The organism is Pseudomonas sp. NFACC05-1 (assembly GCF_900100135.1).
GTDB lineage: Bacteria > Pseudomonadota > Gammaproteobacteria > Pseudomonadales > Pseudomonadaceae > Aquipseudomonas > Aquipseudomonas fluorescens_Q.
On the sequence record NZ_FMTR01000018.1, the window covers coordinates 88970 to 110489 of the forward strand.

Consider the following 21520-nt stretch of genomic DNA (forward strand, 5'->3'; position numbering starts at 1 on the left):
ACCATGCCTTTGGTGAATGATCGCATCGACCCAAACCACCCCCAGCCTGGCCTGACCAGCGCATCACCGGCAGCAGAGTTGTTGACCTCACGCTTCGCCTTCAATCCCGCCCAAGTCATGGCGTTGTTGCGCAGTCGAATTGTCGGCCAAGAACACGTCATGCGCGCGGTCGAGGCGTTGCTAAACGTGGTTAAGGTCGATATTGGTGAACGTGAGCGACCGTTGACGGTGAACCTGTTCATGGGGCCGACCGGTGTCGGCAAGACCGAAATCGTACGTCTGCTGGCACTGGCCATACACGGTCGCGCCGATGCTTTTTGTCGCATCGACATGCACACCTTGGCCCAGGAGCATTACTCGGCGGCGCTCACCGGAGCGCCACCTGGTTATGTGGGGAGTAAAGAGGGCGTCAGTCTGTTCAATAGCGAATTGATTCAAGGCACCTACAGTCGCCCAGGCATCGTGCTGTTCGATGAGCTGGAAAAGGCCAGCAAGGAAGTGGTGCGCAGTTTGCTGGGCATTCTTGAGAACGGCCAACTGACCTTGGCGGGCGGTAGCCGAACACTGGATTTTCGCAATAGCCTGATCTTCATGACCAGCAACATTGGAGCCCGGCAAGCGACCACCTACAGGGAACGTTTTTCACGCGGTTGGCGGCGCTGGCTCGGCATCGCCCCACAAGGTGAGCAGGCTATGTTGGAGCTGGCGTTGCACGCGTGGTTCGAACCGGAGTTTCTAAACCGTATTGATCGCATCCTGGTTTTCCAACGCATCGAAACCCAATGGCTGGAAGCGTTGTTGCAGATCGAACTGAACAAACTCAACCAACGTCTCGGTCAGCATCGCCGTACGCTGGTCCTGGACGTTGCGGCAAGCGACTGGCTGTGCCAAAAGCATGACCCACGCTTCGGTGCTCGGGCCCTGACAAGGCGAGTGCGGGTTGAGCTGGAACCTGCCATCGCTGAGTGTTTGCTGGCTTATCCCCAGGCAATGCAGATGGCTGCGACGGTCGAATCAAACAGGCTCAGGGTTGTTCCATTGGCGTAAGAGACGACACCGGATTGAGGTCCGTCGTAATACCCCGCTTACCGGCGATCCTGACCAGCATTCAGTGTCTCGTTGCCGAGTTCAGCAGTCGAGGATTCAGTCGGTGCAAACTTTTGGCCGTTTTCTTCTGGTAGTTCTACAACGCATCAAGCTGACGCTATGGCCTAGGGAATCGCTGTCGCACTACGCTGGGTGATGATGCGCATTCCCCAGCGTGTCAACGCGCCAGCGCCGAAGGATTTTCCTGCAACATCACCGAACTGTGGAGGGTGGCGAGCGCTTCCTTCAATAAGGATTGTTCCTGCGCGTCCTTGGATTTCTTGCTTTCCTTGGCGGCGTATTCCAGCAATGCCAAGTGGCTGCGGCTGGTTGAAAGTTCCTTCGGCACCACTGTCTCTTCAACCATTTTGCCGATGACGTACTTCTGTGTCCGTGTGTCCTGGCTGGCGCTTTGCGTGACGGTGGCTTTGCTCAGTCGGCCATCCTTGTAGGCGAGGCTGGCCGAGCTGCGGGCCTCGTCGTGCACTTGTACGTAGAGATAGTTCTGCGAGTCGGTCGTTGTGCCTAGCACGGGTGCTTTCCCGCCCTTCAGACTCTTGTGGTAACTGGCCGATAAACTCGATTGCTGGACTTGATCAACGCTGCGATTGCTCATTATGGAACCTGCAACGACAGTTTTTTGCGACAGGGTATAAGCAAAGCTATCGACTTCGGACGGGCGCATCGGGTTGGACGCGTTGTTGGTTTGTTTGATGGACGCCTCGAAGTCTGCCAGTCCAGTCAGCAGGCCTTTGTCCGTCGCGTTACGGGTCAGTGGCTGTGACGGGGTAACGCCCTGTGGATAGTGGCTGTTCATGGCGCTGAAGGCGTCCTTGAACATCTCCATCAGGGCGGCCTTGGCGCTGCCGCGCTTCTGCACCCGGTCAAACTGGGCGAGGTAGCTGTTCAGGGCGCTGGTCTGTTGCTTGGCATCACCCAGGATTGTGCTGTTTTTCAGATCCACGCTCAGGTTCAATTCGCCATCTGGACCACTCATTTGCGTGGTGCGGCTCTGGCTGTCGGCGCGGTAGGCAAGGATCAGGTCCTCACCGTCCACGCCCTTGAGCTTGGCGTTCAGGTCAATGGATGCCAATACGCTGGAGTCGAACTGCGTCAGCTTGCTCAGGTCGAGCTTGGGCGGCTCGGCGGTCAGCCCGTCGACAGCCGCTTGAAAGGCGTTGCCCAGAACGCCAATCGCCTTGAGTTCGTCCTCGCTCAGCGGGTCGCCGTCCACCGTAGCCTGAACGCCAAGTCCATCGTCCTGGCTGGTCAGGCTGAAGGTAACCGTCTTGCCACTGGCGGTCTTGATGCTGAGGGTGATCAGGTTATCGGCTTTATTGTGCAGCAGTGCCTGTTCGGATTTTATCTCGGCGGCGTTGTGAGCCCCGTCCGTGGTGGTATGGAGCACTGACTGGGAAATGCTCGAACCACTCTTGGCGAACTGCTCCACCAAGGCTGCGCCCAGGCCGTGGAAACGGTTGGCTATCGACAGCGATCTGGGATTGGTTCCCATGACGCGAGTGACGGCATCCTGACTGGTCTTTTCCCAGACACGAACAATCTCCTGGCCGGGCAGTTGCCCGAGTCGGGAATAGGTCTGTGATTCGACATCGGCCACGGGGTTGCCCAGGCTGACGATTGCCGCTGGTCGAGCCGCCGAGACATCAGCGCTCTCTATCACTGTTGCAGGCGATGCCGCGACGGCAGAGCGAGTCGGGATCTGGATGGGAATGGCAGGGCTGATCGGGGATAGGGTAGTCATGACAGTCCGTGTCGACAGAGCAGGGTTACGCTCAATGTAGTGAATACACCGTCCGATTGAAAGCGTGGACGTTGAAATAGGTGGCAGAGAGCTATGATCCGTCGGCGAATGCCGGAACGACACAGCTCAATCTGAACGGATTGGGTTTTTCATGGGAGCGTCAGGCAGGGACGGTTCAATGCTGCGTGATCAAGCCATCTGATAGTAAATTGAGCCCAAGCCGTTTGTCGGTTTCAGGCATAGCGCTTTTCTAAAGTAGAGGGATCCTCATGAAAGCCGTAGTTTACGAAGCCTTCTCCCAACCCCCACGTTTGATGACTGTCGAAGACCCGACCCCCGAGCGTCACGGTGTGGTGGTTCAGGTCCTTGGCACGGGCGTCTGCCGAAGCGACTGGCATGGCTGGAAAGGTCACGACCCTGATATTCGACTGCCCCATGTGCCCGGTCACGAATTGGCAGGGATCGTGGCTGAGGTCGGTAAAGATGTCACAAGATGGAAGGTGGGCGATCGCATCACCGTGCCTTTTGTCGGCGGCTGCGGCGCGTGTCCGGAATGCAATAGCGGCAACCAGCAGGTGTGCCACAGCCAGTTTCAGCCGGGTTTCACCCATTGGGGCTCTTTCGCCGAATATGTGGGGATTCACAAGGCGGATTTGAACCTGGTTGCGTTGCCGGAAAACATGGACTTCGCCACGGCGGCGAGCCTGGGCTGTCGTTTCGTCACCTCGTTCCGCGCGGTTGTCGATCAAGGCAGGGTCTCGGCGGGGCAGTGGGTGGCGGTTCATGGCTGTGGTGGCGTGGGGCTGTCCGCGGTGATGATCGCCCACGCTATCGGGGCGAACGTCATCGCCATCGATATCTGCGACGATAAGCTCAAGCTTGCCCAGTCGCTTGGTGCCGTCGCGACGGTCAACGCAAGCCGGGTGGCGGATGTCACCGAGGCGGCACTCGAGATTACGAAGGGCGGCGCTCACGTTTCGCTGGATGCCCTGGGTCATCCAACGACCTGCTTCAACTCCATCAATAATCTGAGACGGCGCGGCAGGCATGTCCAGGTCGGTTTGATGCTGGCGGACCACAGCACGCCCTCGATCCCAATGAGCAAGGTCATTGCCTACGAGCTGGAGATCTGTGGCAGCCATGGCATGCAGGCTCACCGTTACGGCGCGATGATGGACATGATTACGTCCGGCAAGCTGGCGCCTGAAAAACTGGTGGGCAAGACCATCAGCCTTGAGCAATCGATTGATGCGCTCATGAACATGGACCGGTTTGACACCGCAGGCGTTACGGTTGTGACGCAGTTCTAAACGCTTGCCGCCGGCTGGCCGAGCGATTCCCGATACTGCGTTTCATCGACCTCGCTCAGCGTCGCATAACCGTCGTAATGGTAGAACCGATGCCTGTCACGGGCGTAGCGGTCATTCAGGAATTGGAGGGTCGTCAGGTCGATCCGCTTGGCGCTCAGTGGGCGTCGATGACAGAACAATTTGCGCGTGCCCAACTGCAAAAAGTCAGGGTGGGGCACGTGGACCTCATCGGGATCGAACGCCACGTCCAGCGGCTTGCCTTCCGAGAGAATCAGGGTAGGGCTGATGGCATAGGTGCCGAGAATGCGGGTGTCCGAGGGGTGTAGCCGCTTTTTCGCCTCGCCGTAGTAATACACCGTGTCCTGATCCTTGGCCCAGCCATGCCCGCAGGATTCGAAAGAGGCCGCTTGTGCCTTACGAATCGGTTCCGGGGGATGGTAAAAAATCCGGTGGCAGAACACGGTCTTGCCGTCGGTCAGGTAGGGTGGGCCGAGTGAGCGAAAATGTTCCGCCGCTTCCGGGGAAAAACGTTCGGGTACCTCCGTGTCGGCGTTATGGAATGGGATCAGATACAAGCCGTTGGCATCGCCGCACAGATGCGTGTCCAGCAATTTGAAACTCGCTGCGTCCAGCCCGTTGATCACACGTCCATGGAAATACACCTGGTCGCCCAGTTCGAAACCGAGGCCGATGGCCTGTAGCGCCAGCGTTTCCGTGTGCGTTTGTGCGGCTTCAGGCTGTGCCTGCAAGCGGTGCCACCAATACCCTTCCAACTGCGGATGGGCTTCGAAGTAAGGTGCCCACGCCTCTTGCATGGTCGCATCGATGATGCCGCCAGAGCCCAGCGGGCCGTGCTTGTCACCGACCAGCACGGGCGAGTAATCCTGGTCATTACGACAGAGCTGGGTCACGACGAAGCTATCCACGTCGACATCGAGGCGTTTCTGGCACCTGTAGACGTGTTGGTGATCACGGTAATAATCGAACCCCAAATGACGAAAGCTCGGGCCATGGGCATCGCGAAGGCGGGTCCCGGCGGCGTAGACGTACTGGTCGTCCACGGCAAAATACTCATCCTCGTATTCGCTGGCGCTGACCACGCGACCGCCGTCATCGAACGCTGGCTGCCAGCACTGGAGCAGGTGGAAGTCGCCCACGTAGCGAATGGTTTTTCCGGTCAGGTAATAGGCGCGTTGCTTGTCCTTGGCGTAGCGTTCGTTAAGCACGGTGAAGGTCGCCAGGTCGGCATTGTCGATGCGGTAGAAGTACTCATAGGAAATGCTCGAACCTTGCTGCGCTTGCACGATGATCGACTGCCCATCGGTGCCCCAGCGTTGGGCGAGCATCTGGAAGTTGTCCGGGTTGGCGATCGGCAGCGGCGTGCCGTCCTTCTGGTGCAGGGGCTTGAAGCCCCTATAGACTTGATCGTCGATCACTCGATAGGACGGGTGGTTGCAATACCGCACCCGCGCCGTGGCGCTAGCGATAAATCGCCCCTGCAAAAAAAGATGCACGCCGTCGCAGAACAGCGCGGACGCTGAAGTCACCGAGGCCGGGGACGATGCCAACAGGGCCAGGCTGTCGGGGCGTGCCTCGGGAATTTGGGTGATCGCGTACTCGCCGAACCAATAGGCGCCGGTTGCGTCACGCCAGTACTGGTGGCCGAGGCTTTCCAGGCCCTTGTCGAACCGAAACGGCAAGGGCTGCAGCGCGTGGTAGCCGTGGCGCTCCCGGTAGGCCGGAAGCAGGTAGTAATCACGCAGGGCGTCGCGCAAGACCCAAGGGTTGCGTCGATGCCGCCAAACCGGCTGACCGGCCAGCAAGGGTGAGGGCGGATAGTGCCCAGCGCTGGCCCATTGTGCCAACTCGCCGGGTCGTGCGCCTTGAGGGTTGAGCATGATGTACACATCAGGCACTTGCCCGTCGCCCAGCAGCACACCGTCCATGAAAGCGAAGCCTTGATGCCATTCAAGGTTCAGCGGTTCCCAGTCAGCCTTATCCGTCCCTGTGATTGTCATTTATTGCGATCTGCTCTCCAGGTAGGTGGGACACCAAGTCAAAGATCGCCGCCGCCACGCTCAAAAAATGAACTTGAACAGCGCAATCACCACGATCAGGCCAATCAGGAAAATGATACCTACGGTACCGCCAAGGAATTTCAACATAAGAACGCTCTCATCGGATGGGCTTATTCGTCTAGACCGCCACCGATAACGCTCGTTTCGTTGAATATTCATGCGTGGTGATCAATGAACCGCAAAGGACCTTGGCACCGGCACATGCTCGAATTTGGAAATGGTCTTGATCCAGTAGCGGCGATAGTCCGTCTGGTCCGGCGCCAGCGGTTTGTGGCTGGACCATGGATGTTTCTCCTTCAGGCTGGCGCGGTACGCTTCCCATTCCTTCTGCTCGGCCACTTCCCGGGCTTTGCTCCGGTCATCGAACCAGCCCAGAACGTAAGCTTCGCCCTGGTCCGTGCCGTGCGCTATCAGCAAATAAATCTCTGTCATGACTGACCTACCGTTCTGTCCTGCGCCCCAGTTGCGGGGTCTTATCCTGGGTATCGGCCGTTATTGGCCGTTTTTGAGATTGATCGCAGAAAAACGCTGAGCCCAGAGGTGCGCCTGACGAAATTGATGAACCGTCGAGCGGTCGCTTGGGCTGGCGAGTGCTTCCGTGGCGGTTTTACCCAGATCGGTGCCTTCATCCACGATCCAGACCCCCGGTTCTCGGTCGCGCAGGGCCATTTCACCGAAGCGAGTGGAGATGACGGGCAGGCCGAGGGCGCGGTACTCGTAGTATTTGATCGGGTCGACCGAGGCGGTCAGGCGGTTGAGCTTGAACGGGATCAAGCCCACCGAAAACGTTGTCATGGCTGCGATTGCATCGGCATGGGAGCACTCGGGGAGCAGCTCGATGTTGGCGGGCAATACGCAAGGCGGTGGTGTGAAGAGGGGGCCGATCAGCCGGATCTGGTTTCCAGGATTGGCCTGCGCCAGCGCGATGACCAGCTCCCAATCGAACCAACGCCCTAGCGTGCCAACGTAGCCGAGTACCTGCTGTTTGACACCGAAGTCCAGGCTTTCGACCGGCGCCAGTGCATGCATGTCACAGGCATTGAGGGCCAGTTCTACCTGGTCGGTCATGCCCAGGAGTCTGTCGCGAAGCGGGCTGGAGGACGCCAGTACTGTGCCCACCTGTCGAATGAGCTGCGCCTGGCGACGTTCCATGGACCTGCGTGACAGGCCCTGATAAAAGGCCGGGAAATCATCCATGGCATCGTAGACGGCACGGCTGCCAGGGATGAGGGCGAGCAGTTGCAGGGCCAGTTCGGAAGGTTTTCCGACACAGATCATGCAGGGCCCTTTTGCGGAAAATGCCGCAGCCTCTTTGAACAGGTTGCGCCACAGTCGCTTGAGGAGCAACGCTGAGCCCGGAATGGGCTCGATGGGTAGGCTCCGGGGTTTGCAGATCTGCAACCAGGGTGGAACGCTGACGCTTTGCTGATCGGCAACAGGCGGCTTGCGCGTGAGGTCGGTCAGCGTCGGTAAGCGTGTCGGGTACGGATCGATCCAGAAGACCGGCGCCCCGGTCTGCTGGTGATACCCGTTGACGAAGTGATGGGGGCGCTGGCTGAAGCTGGCCCATGGCACCGGGGACAGGTAGATCATGCGCATGACTGGAAGTACTGCCTGAGAGCGTCGACGATGCGCGCGGCGGCCTTGCCGTCACCATAGGGGGAAACCCCACGTGCCATGCCCTGGTAAGCCTGTGGGTCATCGAGCAGGCGCTGTGCCTGTTCGACGATGGTGTCCCGGTTGGCGCCCACCAGCTTTACCACGCCGAGCTCGACGGCCTCCGGGCGTTCGGTTTCCTCCCGCAATACCAGCACGGGTTTGCCCAGGGCCGGGGCTTCTTCCTGCACGCCCCCGGAGTCACTGATGATCAGGTAAGAACGCTTCATTGCCGCGATAAACGGTGCGTAATCCAGCGGTGCGCAGAGGAGAATGTTCGGCGTCTGGCCGAGCAATCGGTGCGCGACATCCTTGACGTTCGGGTTGGGATGGACGGGGTAGAGGATCTGGATGCCTGGGTTGCGCTCGGCCAGGTCCTTGAGGGCCTGGCAGATATCCTGGAACGGTTCGCCGAAGTTTTCCCGCCGATGGGCGGTCACCAGCACCAGGCGTTTGTTGGCGTCCAGTGGGATAGTCAAGGCGGAGCCTTGTGCGGCTGTCATCAACAAGGCATCGATCACGGTATTGCCAGTCAGGGTGATATCCCTGGCGGCGACACCCTCGCGCAGCAAGTTGTCCACGGCCTGCTGGGTCGGCGCGAAATGCCAGCGAGCCAGTTTGCCGGCGATCACCCGGTTGGCTTCTTCGGGGAACGGATTGCCTAGGTCCCCGGTACGCAGGCCGGCTTCAACATGGCCAAAGGGAATCCGCAGGTGGAAACACGCCAGTGCGGCGCACATGACCGTGGTCGTGTCGCCTTGAGCCAGTACGACGTCCGGTTTCTCGGCTTGCAGTACCCCGTCGAGTTCAAGCAGCAAGCGTGAGGTCAGCGCCGTCAATGACTGGTTGGGGCGCATGATGTCCAGGTCCAGATCGGCGGTGATTGCGAAGCCCTCAAGCACCTGGTCCAGCAAGCCTCGGTGCTGGGCGGTGGCGAGCACCCGACAAACGATATTGTCTTGGGCCTGGAGCGCCTTGATCACAGGGGCCATTTTGATGGCCTCCGGACGCGTACCGACGATGCAGAGTACCTTGCGTGTCATGCCTTGTGATTCCCTATCGTTGTTACGAGTGAACGGGCTATTCGGTCCGCGTTGGCCATGAGAGTCAGCGTGTGGGATTTCTCGGTCAGGCTGGGCAGGCAGGCGCCGTCGACAATATGCACGCCGCCAAGGCCCGCGATTTCGCCGAGGCGATCGGTCTGCCCGATCCTGGGCGCCGAGTGCATGGGCAGGGTGCCCGCATAATGGATATCCGCCCCCGGCCTGCCGACCGTGAAGCTCATGGGCATCAATAGCGCGCCCATTTTCCAATAGATCCGCCGCAGCTTTGCCTCGGCGGTCTTCATGAGGCCGGGAAGCTCCGGATGCTCGTGGCCGTTGATGCTCAACGAACCGTCAGGGCGCAAGACCGCCGTGTTGTGAGACAAGTGCCCGGGCAGGAAGATATTCCCGACGACGCAGGCGCTGAGCAGGTTTTTCAGCAGTTCGATGCTGTAGCGTTTGCTCATGGGGATCCGGCTGACAAATTCGGTCATCGGCAAGCCTGTGGTGCTGAACGTCGAACCGAAAGCAGTGGTACTGGCCGTCAGCGCCAGGACGAACGATAGCTGGCCCAGGCCAAATGTCGACACCCTTGGGGTTCCGAGCATTTTTGGCAGCCACAGCAGGAAGGCGGCCGTCGGCGATGACAGCAGCGGGATCGGGGACGAATGGTTCAGGCCCTTGAGGGCGAGCCGGGTCGTGGCCAGGGTGCCCGTTGCCAGCAGCAGGCGCGTACCGCAGAAGCGCCGGGCGCAGCGATGATCGGTGATCGCCCATGCACCGTCCAGTTTCTGCAGATCCTCCACGAGAAAGTCCTGGACGTGCTGGAACCCAGGGTATTGCTTGAGTTTTTGCAGCTCTTGCGAGGCGCTGTACAAGGCCTGGTTCTGACAGCCCCACAAGCAGTTTCCAGACAGGTCGCAGGCCTTGCGCTCGTCCAGCGGCTGGCTCAAGACGGCGACCCTGGAGCGGCCAAGGCGAAACCCCAGTTCGGGAAACGCCGATCGGCGCCGGGTGTATTGATCGAGCAGGCGCTGGTGCAGTGTGTCCAATGGCAGGGGCGGTTGCGACCACTCATCGAGACCGAAGTAGCTTGAGAGATCATCGTCGATCCGGCCACTGATACCGATCCGGCGAGTTACCGTTTCATAGGACGCCTGCATCTCGGAGTAATCGATGGGCAGCCCGGCAAAGTCGCTGGCCCCGAGCGTTGCCACGCCGCAGCCCCAGGCATTGGACAGGCCTCCGGTGGCCAGTGAACCGATGCCGATAAAGTTGTCGGTCTCGATGCGATTGCGGGCGCTGAACCCTTCGAAAACATGGGCGTGGGTCGGCGTCTTCAGCTTGGGCGATACCGCGTCCAGTTGGCTCAAGGCGTGGAAGTTTTCGCCGATCATCCATTTCCACTGATGCTCGTCGTTTGCCCTGGCGCTGAGAAATGGACGCGTCGGCGCTGTCACTGAGCCTGTATCGGCTTGGGCATCGACCATCAGGACTTTCAGGCCCGCCTTGACCAGCGGATAGGCTGCCGAAGTCCCGGCCGGACCGCTGCCGACAATGATCACATCAAATTCAGGCTTCACGGTGGGCTTCACTTCCATGCAACAGTTGGCGGGCAAAGGGGCGGCCTAACAGCGCCGCTATCTTCCACGCCAGCGCTTTGACCGAGGTGAGTCCCAGCGCAACCAGCGTGGCGACCAGGCTGCGCGGCTGTTGGGCGCCGAGAAACACTTGCGCGCCCTGGGGGCAGGCTTCGGCTATACCGAGTGCAACCTGCAGGCGCCAGGACAGTTCCTGGCCGCCGGGCTTGTGCAGGACACCGGGATTGTCCAGAAGCGCCAGGAGTATCGGCCAGCGCATCAGCAAGGGTGAATGAATGATGGGTCGGGTTTTACCCGCACGTTGCAATGCCCTGGCGTAACGACTGACCAGGCTTTTTTGCGGCGGGCGTTTGAGCAGGTAGTGCAGGAGGATTGCGGCTTCTTGCAGAAGACCGCGACGTTGCCCATGGCCGGAGCGATGCATGCCGTGGGCAAGGGGGCGCAACTGGATGCCGAGTTTTTGCAGGGACTGCGCGCTGTCCATGGGCGGCAGGTGGATGAGGGAAAAAATCCGCGCCAGGCCCCATTTCGCGCTCAAGGAGCGTCCGAGTGACAGGCGCAATAGCCTGAGCAATGCCACCGGCAGAGGGACTGGCAGGCGAGCGGCACGCACCCGGTGCGCGGCAATCAACATCAGGAAGCTGCCAAAGGCAATCGGCTGCACGGCGCCCAGATTGAGGATCTCGGCGTCAAGGTCATCCCGCTCGACGACCGCTAAGATCGAGGCTGCCAAGTCGTCGACATGAATAGGTTGCACGCCAGGCGCCGGCATCAGGATCGGAACAAACGGGCTGCGGCGCACCAACCCTGACAACACGCCAAAGAGCCCGCGTTCGGGGCCACCATACACTTGGCCAGGACGGATCACGGTGCCCCCGGCGGCCAATACGTGCTGCTCGATACGCCACTTTGTCCGGCCATAAGCGCCAGGGGCCGTGGCCATGGCGGTTTGACTGGAGATGAAGATGAACCTGGCCGAGCCTTGTTGGGCACAACGGATCAGTGCCTCGGCCGCCTTGACTTCGTCGTCCGTGTTGGTGGGGGATGTCGATGTGTCGGCCGCCAAGTGGATCAACACCTGGGTACCCGCCGGGCACTCGGGTGCCGGGCCCTGCAGGTCATAAGGGAGCCAGGTATAGGTGGCGGGGCACGGCTGGCGCGTGGCGCAAATGATCTCGTGTCCGCTGGCCGCCGCGAGGGCTGACAAGCGTTGTCCGATGTAGCCTGTTGCGCCGGTAATCAGTAGCTTCATCGTCATGCGCCTTCGGCGCGGTCAGTGGGAACCGGCGGGTGCGCAGCGCAATGGAACACGAACAGTTTGCTGATCCAGTAAGTCAGCACCACGCAGGCCACATCGGAGACAAACTTCACCAGGGCAGGGCTGTTGACGAAGTACAGCCCCACGCTGAACAGCGCCGAAGCGAGCGGAATATTGATGGCAAGCAACGAGAAATAGCGCACCGCTTGAACCTTGCTGCTGCCGCCGGTCGACTGGAACGTGAAGTGCCGATGCAAAAAGAACGCGAACACACCGGCGACGCCTTTACCGGCGATGTTGGCCAGGACGGGTTGATCGTTGAACAAGGCCATCAATAGCAAGAAAGTCCCCATGTCCAGCGCATAGGCCACGAGTTGGATGATGCCGTACCTGATAAAGGTCAAGACTTCCTCCGGATGACCACGATGTGGTGCAGCGCCAATACCCGTCTCAACGGATACAACAGTTTTTCAACGACCTTGAGCACAGAGATCAGCGCGTCGGGCAGCAACTGGCGAAAGTTCAAGCCGCCGGAAATCAGGTAGCGCAGATAGTTGCCGCAGATTTCCTGGTGGACGATTTCCAGGCCCGGGTGCTTGCGCTCGAACGCCTGCCTGTCGCGAATGAAGACGATGTAGCTGAGGGCTTGGTTGGCACCGTTCATGGGCCCGGTCGACGGGGTTTCCCAAGATGGGAAGTGCATGTCGAAGCCTTCGGATTTGAACAGGCGCTTATAGAGAAAAGCGGCAAAGGGGCCGTGGAAGGGTTCGATCAAAATGGCGCCGCCGCCGATCTTGAGGGTTCTTTCCAGCTCCGTGAAGAAGCGATCGGGATGAGGGAAGTGGTGAAAACAGTTCTGAGCGTAAAAGGCCCTGACCGAGTGATCGTCCAGGCTCATTGCCTCGGCATTGAGCGCCATGTCCAGTTGCTCGGTGGCGACAATGTCCGTGGCCAATACTTCAGGGTATGAGTGACGCATGGGGGCGATGCCTGCCCCCAACTCCACCTCAAGACCTTCGACCTTGAAATAGTGGTCCGCCAGGCGATGAAACGCGTGGTGGAAATCCACGAAGACTTCCCGAAGCATCCGCTTGCGCTCAAGCACTTTGCCGTGAAGTTCCAGGCGTTCGCTGCCATCGACATCCAATGCCTTGAGCGACGGGTCCGATAAAAAATCTCTCAGCGCTTTAATGAGTTTTCTTCCCGCAATGACGTTGCTTTAACACGCCTGGATTGCCGTGGCCGGCTGGGCACCGAGGCGATGTCGTAACCGAGGAACGCCATGATCAGCTGCAACCCCATGAGCATGGGCAGTGCACTGAGCATCACCGTGCCGGCGGGAGTCGCGATGCCATTCTGCGCCGATTCATACCAGTGATAACTGCCGAAGAAGACGCCGAACAAGAACATGACAATCCCGATCGGCAGCTCGATCGAGGCCAGGGACATGTCGCGAAGATAATAGTTGTAGAGCACACGCTTGGTGAAATTGCGCAGGTGTTTGAACAGGAATTCACCGACGATTTTCGAGATATTGAGGTGACTGACCTCATCGCCGTATCGGGCTTCCATCGGAATATCCACCACGACGGCACGCACGGTGTTCAGGCGGAACAGAATGTCGGTCTCGAAAAAGTAGCGTTGGCTGACCTTGTCCAGGGGTAAAAGCCTGGCGACGTCGCGGTGAATCGCCGTGTAGCCGTTGGTGGGGTCGAACAGATCCCAATAACCCGTAGACAGTTTGGCCATCAGCGACAACACGGCGTTGCCGAAAAGGCGGATGCGTGGCATCGATTGGACCTCTTCCAGATCGAAAAACCGATTGCCCTTGGTGTAGTCGGCTTCTCCCGCCAGGATCGGCTCGATGAACAGCGGGATCAGGGTCGGGTCCATCTGGCCGTCCCCATCGACTTTGACGATGATACGCGCACCGTCGGCGAGGGCGGCTCGATAGCCGGTCATGACCGCACCGCCCACGCCTTGGTTGACCTCATGGGGCAGCACCTTGACCCGGGGGTCGTGACAGGAAGCCAGGACATGCCCGCCGGAACCGTCCGGGCAGGCATCGTCGATGACGTAGATGCGCCAGACCTCCGGCCCTATGGCCGCTATGACGGCGTCTATATGAGCGGTAACCCGATAGCTGGGGATGACGACGGCGACGCGTTGCTCGTCCGTGAAAAGCGCTGTTTTTGAGTTCATCGATATCGCCCACTATTGCCTGAATGAAAGTGACTTGAACTCCAGGGGAGTGTCGGTATGCCCGGATGCATAAATGATCACGGACGCGGCATTCGCAGGGGCGACGACGCTCATCTCATGGGTCTCCCATTGCGTGGTGCAGTCAAACGTTTCGATGCTGGTGGTAATGAAGTTGCCTTGGTCGTCCATCCAATTGGCCTGGATTCTTCCGGCGGTGACCGTCGTTGCGCAACGTGCGGAAACGCTGTTGATGTACGTCAGCCCCGGCGTCACTTCGACCCGCTGTGTGGCCGGTGTCTTGACGTTGACGGTCAGGATCTTGCGCGACGCGTCATAGGTCGAGGGTGACGTCAGGCTCCAGCCCTCGAGGCTGGACAGCTCTGGGTTGAGCAGGTGTTCGTAGTGCGTGTCATTGAGTTTGCGCAGTTCCATGTCACCCAGTCTGGCATACGACGTGGACACCGTGAGCAGCCGATCGAGTGGCGCCTGGTGAAGGGACTTGAGGTCGATCACCAGCCAGCTCACCTGGCGCCGGCGCAAGCGCTGGGCAAGTTCTGATGGCGAGGTCGCCGCGTCGAACTCGTTTTTCCATTTCAGGTTGTACCACGACGCGTAAAGGGCATCGCCATGTAAACCCGCCATCAAGGGCGACGCAAAGACCGCCACGGGCTGATGTCCGGTATTCAAGGCGTTGACGGTGTCGACCATTTTTCGAATGGGCAGGCGTTCCAATAGATAGGCATCCCGACCTGCTGTGCTCAAGAGTGCAGAGGGTTTGATGTCGCCATAGTAAGTCGCGGCCTGGATGAAACGGGTATTGGTCAGGACCAGCACGGCACCGGCGACGATGGCGAGGCCGCGCGGGAAGATCCTGGCGTCGGAAAAGGGCAGGGCCAGGATCACTGAGAACAGCGCGAAGGAGGGGAACACATAACGCAGGTAGGCCGTTGAGTGGAACGTCATGAACATCGCGCCGGCGCCGACCAGGAGGATGCACAGGGCTTTTTTGTTGCCGCTCAACAGCACGGCGACGGCAGCCGTGGGCAGCAGCAGCCATTGAAAACCTGCCGCGCCAACCCGTCCCTCGATGAACTGAGGCGATTTGAAGACCATTCGATACAGGGTGTCCCAGGTCACCCCGGTACCGAAAGTGGCCGGTGGTTCGAAGTTGATGTTCGGCCAGAGCGGCGAATGGAAAATGGCATTGAAAAACGGGAACACGGGGTTGCCGGTCAAGTACCCGGCAGAGACGTAAGGGGTAGCACCGGCCAGTATCAGGGCGACACTGCCCAGTAGGACCGTCTTGGCGATCCCGTGGACGGCCCAGGCCTTGTAGTGCAGCAAGAGGATCACCAGCAGGACCGGCAGGACGCTCAGGGTCACGGCCTTGGTCGCCATGGCGAAGCCCAGCAGGAGGCCCGCCAGGAGCAATTGCGACAGGCGCTCCCTGGGTTCCGGCGTAGCGCTTGAGACCTTCAGGATCGCCAGCGTCCCGGCCATCATGAAGGCGGTCCACGCCGATTCGATGTGCAGGCTGCTGCTTTCAGCGAAGGCGAGAGGCGTTGACAGAAAGATCAGGCTGGCCCAGCGGGCGCTTGTGGCGGAGCCGCCGGCCCAAAGGGTCATGTTGCGGATTTGCCACGCCAGCAGCAGGGTGAACGCGCCGTTGCTCAGGCGCGAGGCTGTTTCACCGGCCAGCATATAGACAATGCTGTAGATCCAGTCGGCCAGCATGGGCATGACCGCCCACACATAGGTGCTGGCGTCGAACGACCATTGATGCCGCTGGGCCAGGTGTGACGGGACAAAGAGGTGCATGGCCAATGCGTCGTGCCCGACCTCCGGCATGAAGGCGACCAACACATAGAGGCAGGCGAAGCTGCAGATCAGTACGTCGAGCCCCGTCTGGAGGGGTGTTTGCGCTGAGCGGTCGGCCCGGATTTGCCGCAACAGTTCACGGCCTATCGAGGTGACGTGTCTGCGTCCCAATACAAGCGGCAACAACAGCAGCGTGCCATACAGCCAGGGGTAGTTGATCGGCAAGTAGGCCGCCAGGCCTGTCAGCGTGCCGAACGTACCGGCTCCCACCAGCAGGTGGACGCTCCAGTCGTCCAAGGTTTCTTGCCTGAGCATCCACCTGCCGAGCACGGTCGAAGACAGTGCGAACACCGCGACGACCATCACCGGCCAAATCTGTGCGCAGGCAATGGACAGGCACGCCAGCAAACCCAGGCAAAGAATGATCGGTGGCTTGCGAGTGAAGACGGTGAGGGCGGCCAGCCCTGCCAGTGACAGCAATATCGTCCGGGTGCCGCTGTTCATGGACGCCAGTTCAAGCGTCGAAAAACCGTATGCGCCGACCACCGCACTCGCCAGCAAAACCAACAACACCACTGCGTATTTCAGGCTGAATCTGGGCAAAATATCGTCTCGGCTAAAGGGGCAATGCTGTCCACTGGATGCTTGTTCGATTCATTGTGGCGAGGGGATTTATCCCCGCTGGGCTGCGAAGCAGCCCCAAAAAGGCTGGATGCAACCAACCTGGCATGCTGCGGTGGCTGGATTCAGGGCCGCTTCGCAGCCCAGCGGGGATAAATCCCCTCGCCACAAATTCATCTGCTGCGCCTGCAAAGGGGCTGCTTATACGTCTCGGTACGTGTGCGGGACCCAGGATCCCCACTTGCTTTCGTAGATCGCCCGGTTCTTTTCGAAAAGTGCCTGTTTTTTCCTTGCACCCAAGGTATTGAACGAGGCGGACAGGTGGTGGTGCACGAAAACGTCTTCGGCACACGCCGCGCGCATGCCACGACGCTGCACGCGACGGCAGTAATCGTCATCCTCGAAGAACCCCAGGCCATACTCTTCGCACAGGCCACCGATTTGCTCGTAGGTCGAGCGCGGGAACATCACGCAGAAAAAGGCCAGGGTGTTGATTTCGAACCACTCGCCCATACGGGCGCGGGTCATCTGCGCGGCTTCGGCGGGCATGTCTTCGATCCGGCCATAGCGGGTGCTGACTTTGGCCTCGTTGCCGATGTTGTTGGTGATCGGGCCGATGATGCCGATTTCCTTGTGGTCCTGCAGATGGCGGATCAAGCCTTTGATCCAGCCGGCGGTGACGACCGTGTCGTTGTTCAGGATGACCAGATAGTCGCCACTGGCCGCTGCGAGGCCCTGGTTGTTGCCGGCGGCGAAGCCCTTGTTGTCCGGGTTGAGGATGACGATCCGGTCCGGATGTCCCTTGGCCCAGGCGGTGAGGTAGGCCGGGGTCTGGTCGCTGGAGTGGTTGTCGACGACGATGATTTCAAGGTTCGGGTATTGGCTCTGGGTCAACAGGCTGTCGAGGCAGGCCTTGGTCAGTTCGAGGTTGTTGTAGGTCAGCACCACGACGCTGACTTTGGGCTGGGGCAATGTGGCGATGGCATCGCGCAGGCTGGCGGCCCGGTGCTGCCAGGTCTGGCCTCGGGCGAACGATTGACGAGCCTCCAATGTGGCGCTGGCCTCCGGCAGTGCTCCCAGGACAGCGCGCAGGGTCGAGATGAACTCAGTCGGATCTTCAACCGCCCAGACCAGTTTGCCGAACTGGCTCAACTCCGGCAGTTTCACCGACACCACCGGTTTGCCCGCGCTCAGGTATTCATAGACCTTGACCGGGTTGGTGGCGAGGGTCAACGGCATGACCTTGAACGGTAGCAGGCAAACGTCCATGGCGTGGAGGTAGTAAGGCAGGGCGGTATACGGGACTTCACCTTCCAGGATCACATTCGGGCAGGCCTTGAAGTGTTTTTTTGCCTGGACGATATCACTGCCGATCAACAGAATCAGGTGCTGCGGGAAGGATTGGGCGACCCGCTTGACCAGGTCCAGGTCGAACCATTCGGCAATAACGCCGTAGTAACCGATGATCTTTCTGTTGGCAGGGTCCCGGTAGACCCTGTCGGGACGTCGGCTGAAGAAACTGAACTCGCAGGCGTTGCGGATCACCTCGACGTTGCGGTTTTCCCGCTTGCCGTGTTGTTCGATCCAGTCGGATGTCGCCACCAGCAGATCGGCCCTGCGCATCAGGGCGATTTCCAGGTCGAGCAGTTCCTGGGCAACGTTGCCGAAACCTTCGTGATGATCCATGCAGTCATAGACCAGGGTGGCGTTGGGGACACGCCTTGCCAGCGGAAACCAGTAGGCGTGCTGGACAATGCAATCCGCGGCATCGATATTCGCCGCTTCCAGGAGCATGGCCAGGCCTTCGCACAACTGGCGGATCACGGCCGCTGACGGCGGGGCATGATAGATGGCCGGTGCACCGCGTACCTTGAAACGGACCTGGAACAGCCGGTGGGAGCCTTCCAAAGGTTCTGCTTGGAAGCCGGGGGCCTCGTCGTCGATGAAATTGTTCGAGATATAAAAAGTCGTTTGTCCGGCCCGGGCCAATTCCTTGGCCAGGTTTTGTGGGCGTTGGATGCGAAAGTGCCAGTCAATCACGCCGAACATCAGGATCATGGGCTGCCCGAGGCTGGACGGTACGGCAACGTTTACGGGCGGTGGCAGAGTCTGCAGCGCAAAACCAGCGTCTGGCGATGATTCGCCTGGTGTTGCCTTGCCGGGTTTCAGCCAATTTCGAAGCCGACGCGCCAGTTTGCTTTTCTGCTGTGCGGTGAGGGGCAACCAGGCGTAGACCCGGCGCGATAATTTATACAATTGCTTGCGTATCGAATAACGCAGCGGTGCACGTTCGATGGCGTTGCCCCAGTCGGAAAGCTTGAACAACTCGGCTTGCTTGGCCGCCAGTTGGGCACGCAAATCCACCGCCCAATCGGAAAACACGACAGCCTCTTTTTCCTTTGTCTGGATTAATGCCTCGGCGTCCTTGAGGCGCTGTTCGGCCAGCCGCAGTCGCTCACGCAGCCGCCCGGTCTTGCCTTCTTGAAGTGACAGGCGGGTGCGAAGCGCTTTTGAATCAAGGTTCAGTTGTTTGATAAGCCGATCTCGATTCTCGATTTCCTTGACCAGTTGCAAGGCTTCAATGGATCTGGAATGTGTTGAGCGAGTCAGTTTGTCAATGCAATCAACAAGACGGTTGATCTGGTCCATGCGGTTTTCTGGTCCTTTGGTCAATACGGCAACGCATACTCGGTCTTTCAGGATCGATGTTGGCTTCAATCAACACAGACAGGCCCAGGCTCCAGCCGTGCATGAATCATCATAGCGGCTGCTGGACGGGGCGCCACGCCAACAAGCGTCATATGACGTCGGCAAAGCCTTTGCGTGTCCGCTGGAACCAGGCGAACCCTGAGCAGGCAATCAGTACGGAGGTCGCCGAATAAGCGGCCAGTTGCCCCCATTGTGGCGCCTTGCCCCAAAACAGGACATCGCGAACCATTTCCACCGGCAGTGTCAGGGGATTTGCCTGCAGGGCGACCTGGTAGCTTTGGGGCAGGGTCGAGAGTGGATAGAAAATCGGTGAGAGAAACAGCATCGCCGTGATGATAATGCCGATGAACTGGCCGATATCGCGCAGGTAGACGCTTATCGAGGCGAGAAACCAGGAGATTCCCAGCGTCAGCAGCACCAATGGGAACAGCACCACCGGTAGCAGAAGCGCGGTTACCGGAGGGGTACCGAACAGGACGATATAGAACACCAGCCAGGCCAGGACGCTGACCGCCATGTGGAACAGCGCTGCGCCGAGCGACACCAGGGGCAGGGTTTCCAGTGGAAACACGATCTTCTTGACGTAGTTGGTATTGGCCAGCACCAGGCCTGGCGCACGGTTCACGCATTCGGAAAACAGGTTGAAGACCAGCAGGCCCGCGAACAGCACCAAGGCGAATTCGCTCTTGGATTCACCGCCCCCAGACCAGCGGGCCTTGAAAACGACACTGAACACGAATGTGTAGACCACCAGCATGAAAACCGGCGTGAAGAACGACCATAGAATACCGAGCATCGAGCCTTTGTAGCGACCGATGACTTCCCTGCGGATCAACACGTAGATCAAGATTCGATTGATCAGGACACTCCTGAGCATGGCAACGGGGGACGTGCTGAACGACTGCATGGGTGCTTGATCCTTAAGACAATAGCGGATGCTCCTTGAGTCGCATCCTCATGGAGTAGGCCCAGTGTAGATTCATTCGCAGTGTTTTATCCCATTTGTGCTTAACTCATCCGCAGCGCCCAACGAAGGACGGATTTCAGTGGCACCGCAATAATGGCCGTGATTCATGGAAGGGTTTTGCCGATGTCGTTTGAAGTGGCCATCCACGCCGAAAACCTGAGCAAGTGTTATCAGATTTACGATGCCCCCAAGGACCGCCTGTTGCAGATGCTGGTGCGCGGCAGGAAGCGTTTCTATCGCGAGTTCTGGGCCCTGGACGATGTTTCCCTGACCATCGCAAGGGGGGAGACCGTCGGTATCATCGGCCGTAATGGCAGTGGCAAATCCACCTTGTTGCAACTGATCTGCGGAACGTTGATGCCAACTCGCGGCAGTGTCCAGGGGCAGGGGCGGATTGCGGCGTTGCTCGAGCTGGGGTCTGGTTTCAATCCGGAGTTCACCGGCCGGGAAAACGTCTATGTGAATGCGGCGGTGCTGGGCTTGAGTCGCTCGGAAATCGACGCTCGCTTCGATGACATCCTCGCTTTTGCCAATATCGGCGACTTTATCGACCAGCCCACCAAAATCTATTCCAGCGGGATGCTGGTGCGGCTGGCCTTCGCCGTTTCGGTCTGTGTCGAGCCCGAGATCCTGATCGTCGATGAGGCCCTTTCCGTCGGCGATGCCTCGTTTCAATTCAAATGCCTGAATCGGCTGGAAGAACTGGCTGCCAAAGGCACGACCCTGCTGTTCGTCTCCCATGACATGAGCATGGTCAAGCGCTTTTGCCATCGGGTCATCTATCTGCGCGCAGGCCGGGTCGTTGCCAGTGGTTCGCCCGATGAAATGGCCGAGCTGCATTTGCTCGACATGCGCGACGAGCAACGCCGCTGGGCCAGTGGCGGGGTCATACCGGTGACGCGCAAGTCCTTCATGGGCGGGCAGGAGGGGATGGCCTTCGGGACCGAGGAGGGGCACATCAGCGCTGCCTGCTTCACCAACACCCAGCAGCTCTCCTCCAGTTACCTGTATGGCGACGACATCGAGATTCGTGTCGAGGCGTTGCTGCATGAGTCGATCACTCAACCCAACATCAGTTTCACCATCCAGGAAGCCAGGCTGCTGGTGATCGGCGGGGGGAACTTCGCACTGCAAGCAGGCCCGGCCGAGAATGGCTGGCGGCGCGCGGCGATCACGGTGCGCTTCCCGGCCAACCTCGCCGAGGGGCGCTATCATGTCACGCTCAAGCTGTTGCACGGCGCGACGGAAGACACCTCGCAACTGATCGAGAAACAGGTGGCGCCCTTGGCGTTCGACATGTTGCCGAACCACAAGCATTTTCTGGGCATGGTTGACCTGGGGTTGCAGAGGATCGACCCTCGACCAGTCGAGTCGCTTGCCAAGGCCTGCGGGACTCAAGGAGAGAAGGT

General features: G+C 59.5%; 15 protein-coding genes and 1 pseudogene. 3 read left to right on the forward strand and 13 right to left on the reverse strand.

Annotated elements, in window-relative coordinates; all coding sequences use genetic code 11:
* The first annotated feature begins 3 nt into the window (after window positions 1-3).
* Window positions 4-1047, forward strand: a complete 1044-nt coding sequence (locus BLO97_RS22615) for an AAA family ATPase (protein WP_092222651.1) — start codon at window positions 4-6, stop codon at window positions 1045-1047.
* A gap of 217 nt (window positions 1048-1264) precedes the next feature.
* Here BLO97_RS22615 and BLO97_RS22620 read toward each other — a convergent pair whose 3' ends face one another.
* Window positions 1265-2704, reverse strand: a complete 1440-nt coding sequence (locus tag BLO97_RS22620) for a lactate dehydrogenase (protein WP_092348278.1) — start codon at window positions 2702-2704, stop codon at window positions 1265-1267.
* Between the two features lie 413 nt (window positions 2705-3117).
* On the opposite strand from BLO97_RS22620, the gene BLO97_RS22625 reads away from it, so the two are divergent.
* Window positions 3118-4158 carry a zinc-dependent alcohol dehydrogenase family protein gene (locus tag BLO97_RS22625; RefSeq protein WP_092348279.1) on the forward strand — a complete coding sequence of 347 codons (1041 nt, stop codon included), beginning with the start codon at window positions 3118-3120 and terminating at the stop codon, window positions 4156-4158.
* On the opposite strand, the gene BLO97_RS22630 is transcribed toward BLO97_RS22625, so the two are convergent.
* The 12 genes from BLO97_RS22630 to BLO97_RS22685 form a co-directional block, all read right to left on the reverse strand.
* Entirely contained in the window at window positions 4155-6176 is a 2022-nt protein-coding gene (locus tag BLO97_RS22630) for a DKNYY domain-containing protein (RefSeq protein ID WP_092348280.1), read from the reverse strand. The two genes, BLO97_RS22625 and BLO97_RS22630, sit on opposite strands and share 4 nt — an antisense overlap.
* A 228-nt stretch (window positions 6177-6404) precedes the next feature.
* Entirely contained in the window at window positions 6405-6668 is a 264-nt protein-coding gene (locus BLO97_RS22635; RefSeq protein ID WP_003203536.1) for a hypothetical protein, read from the reverse strand.
* Window positions 6669-6728: 60 nt separating this feature from the next.
* On the reverse strand, window positions 6729-7835 hold the full coding sequence (locus BLO97_RS22640; protein WP_092348281.1) for a glycosyltransferase family protein: 1107 nt from the start codon (window positions 7833-7835) through the stop codon (window positions 6729-6731).
* Complete coding sequence (gene wecB / locus BLO97_RS22645; RefSeq protein WP_092348284.1) at window positions 7826-8935, reverse strand: non-hydrolyzing UDP-N-acetylglucosamine 2-epimerase; 1110 nt, start codon at window positions 8933-8935, stop codon at window positions 7826-7828. Before wecB ends, BLO97_RS22640 begins: the two co-directional genes overlap by 10 nt.
* The gene (locus tag BLO97_RS22650) at window positions 8932-10518 is read right to left on the reverse strand and encodes an FAD-dependent oxidoreductase (protein ID WP_092348287.1); all 1587 of its coding nucleotides are present in this window, start codon (window positions 10516-10518) and stop codon (window positions 8932-8934) included. The genes wecB and BLO97_RS22650 overlap by 4 nt, the downstream gene beginning before the upstream one ends.
* Window positions 10508-11788: an NAD-dependent epimerase/dehydratase family protein gene (locus BLO97_RS22655; RefSeq protein ID WP_092348291.1), complete on the reverse strand. Its 1281-nt coding sequence runs from the start codon at window positions 11786-11788 to the stop codon at window positions 10508-10510. The genes BLO97_RS22650 and BLO97_RS22655 overlap by 11 nt, the downstream gene beginning before the upstream one ends.
* Before the next feature lie 2 nt (window positions 11789-11790).
* Window positions 11791-12198, reverse strand: a complete 408-nt coding sequence (locus BLO97_RS22660; RefSeq protein WP_063320414.1) for a GtrA family protein — start codon at window positions 12196-12198, stop codon at window positions 11791-11793.
* Window positions 12195-12881: a class I SAM-dependent methyltransferase gene (locus BLO97_RS22665; protein WP_256572236.1), complete on the reverse strand. Its 687-nt coding sequence runs from the start codon at window positions 12879-12881 to the stop codon at window positions 12195-12197. The genes BLO97_RS22660 and BLO97_RS22665 overlap by 4 nt, the downstream gene beginning before the upstream one ends.
* Before the next feature lie 92 nt (window positions 12882-12973).
* Window positions 12974-13996, reverse strand: coding sequence for a glycosyltransferase family 2 protein (locus BLO97_RS22670; protein WP_092348297.1), 1023 nt, complete (start codon window positions 13994-13996; stop codon window positions 12974-12976).
* 12 nt (window positions 13997-14008) lie between these two features.
* Complete coding sequence (locus BLO97_RS22675) at window positions 14009-16417, reverse strand: phospholipid carrier-dependent glycosyltransferase (RefSeq protein WP_256572237.1); 2409 nt, start codon at window positions 16415-16417, stop codon at window positions 14009-14011.
* A 219-nt stretch (window positions 16418-16636) separates the two neighbouring features.
* A complete protein-coding gene (locus BLO97_RS22680; RefSeq protein WP_092348303.1) occupies window positions 16637-19084 on the reverse strand; it encodes a glycosyltransferase in 2448 nt (815 codons plus the stop codon).
* 148 nt (window positions 19085-19232) lie between these two features.
* Window positions 19233-20051 carry an ABC transporter permease gene (locus BLO97_RS22685; protein ID WP_092348306.1) on the reverse strand — a complete coding sequence of 273 codons (819 nt, stop codon included), beginning with the start codon at window positions 20049-20051 and terminating at the stop codon, window positions 19233-19235.
* 183 nt (window positions 20052-20234) lie between these two features.
* On the opposite strand from BLO97_RS22685, the pseudogene BLO97_RS32040 reads away from it, so the two are divergent.
* Window positions 20235-21458, forward strand: a pseudogene (locus BLO97_RS32040) (ABC transporter ATP-binding protein); the annotation flags it as partial.
* Window positions 21459-21520: the final 62 nt, after the last annotated feature.

What these genes read in the sequence shown, in the direction of transcription:
- BLO97_RS22615 (WP_092222651.1), top strand. Translation starts at nt 4, where the DNA reads ATGCCTTTGGTGAATGATCGCATCGACCCAAACCACCCCCAGCCTGGC.
- BLO97_RS22625 (WP_092348279.1), top strand. Translation starts at nt 3,118, where the DNA reads ATGAAAGCCGTAGTTTACGAAGCCTTCTCCCAACCCCCACGTTTGATG.
- BLO97_RS22630 (WP_092348280.1), bottom strand. Translation starts at nt 6,176, where the DNA reads ATGACAATCACAGGGACGGATAAGGCTGACTGGGAACCGCTGAACCTT.
- BLO97_RS22635 (WP_003203536.1), bottom strand. Translation starts at nt 6,668, where the DNA reads ATGACAGAGATTTATTTGCTGATAGCGCACGGCACGGACCAGGGCGAA.
- BLO97_RS22640 (WP_092348281.1), bottom strand. Translation starts at nt 7,835, where the DNA reads ATGCGCATGATCTACCTGTCCCCGGTGCCATGGGCCAGCTTCAGCCAG.
- wecB (WP_092348284.1), bottom strand. Translation starts at nt 8,935, where the DNA reads ATGACACGCAAGGTACTCTGCATCGTCGGTACGCGTCCGGAGGCCATC.
- BLO97_RS22655 (WP_092348291.1), bottom strand. Translation starts at nt 11,788, where the DNA reads ATGAAGCTACTGATTACCGGCGCAACAGGCTACATCGGACAACGCTTG.
- BLO97_RS22665 (WP_256572236.1), bottom strand. Translation starts at nt 12,881, where the DNA reads ATGCTTCGGGAAGTCTTCGTGGATTTCCACCACGCGTTTCATCGCCTG.
- BLO97_RS22670 (WP_092348297.1), bottom strand. Translation starts at nt 13,996, where the DNA reads ATGAACTCAAAAACAGCGCTTTTCACGGACGAGCAACGCGTCGCCGTC.
- BLO97_RS22680 (WP_092348303.1), bottom strand. Translation starts at nt 19,084, where the DNA reads ATGGACCAGATCAACCGTCTTGTTGATTGCATTGACAAACTGACTCGC.
- BLO97_RS22685 (WP_092348306.1), bottom strand. Translation starts at nt 20,051, where the DNA reads ATGCAGTCGTTCAGCACGTCCCCCGTTGCCATGCTCAGGAGTGTCCTG.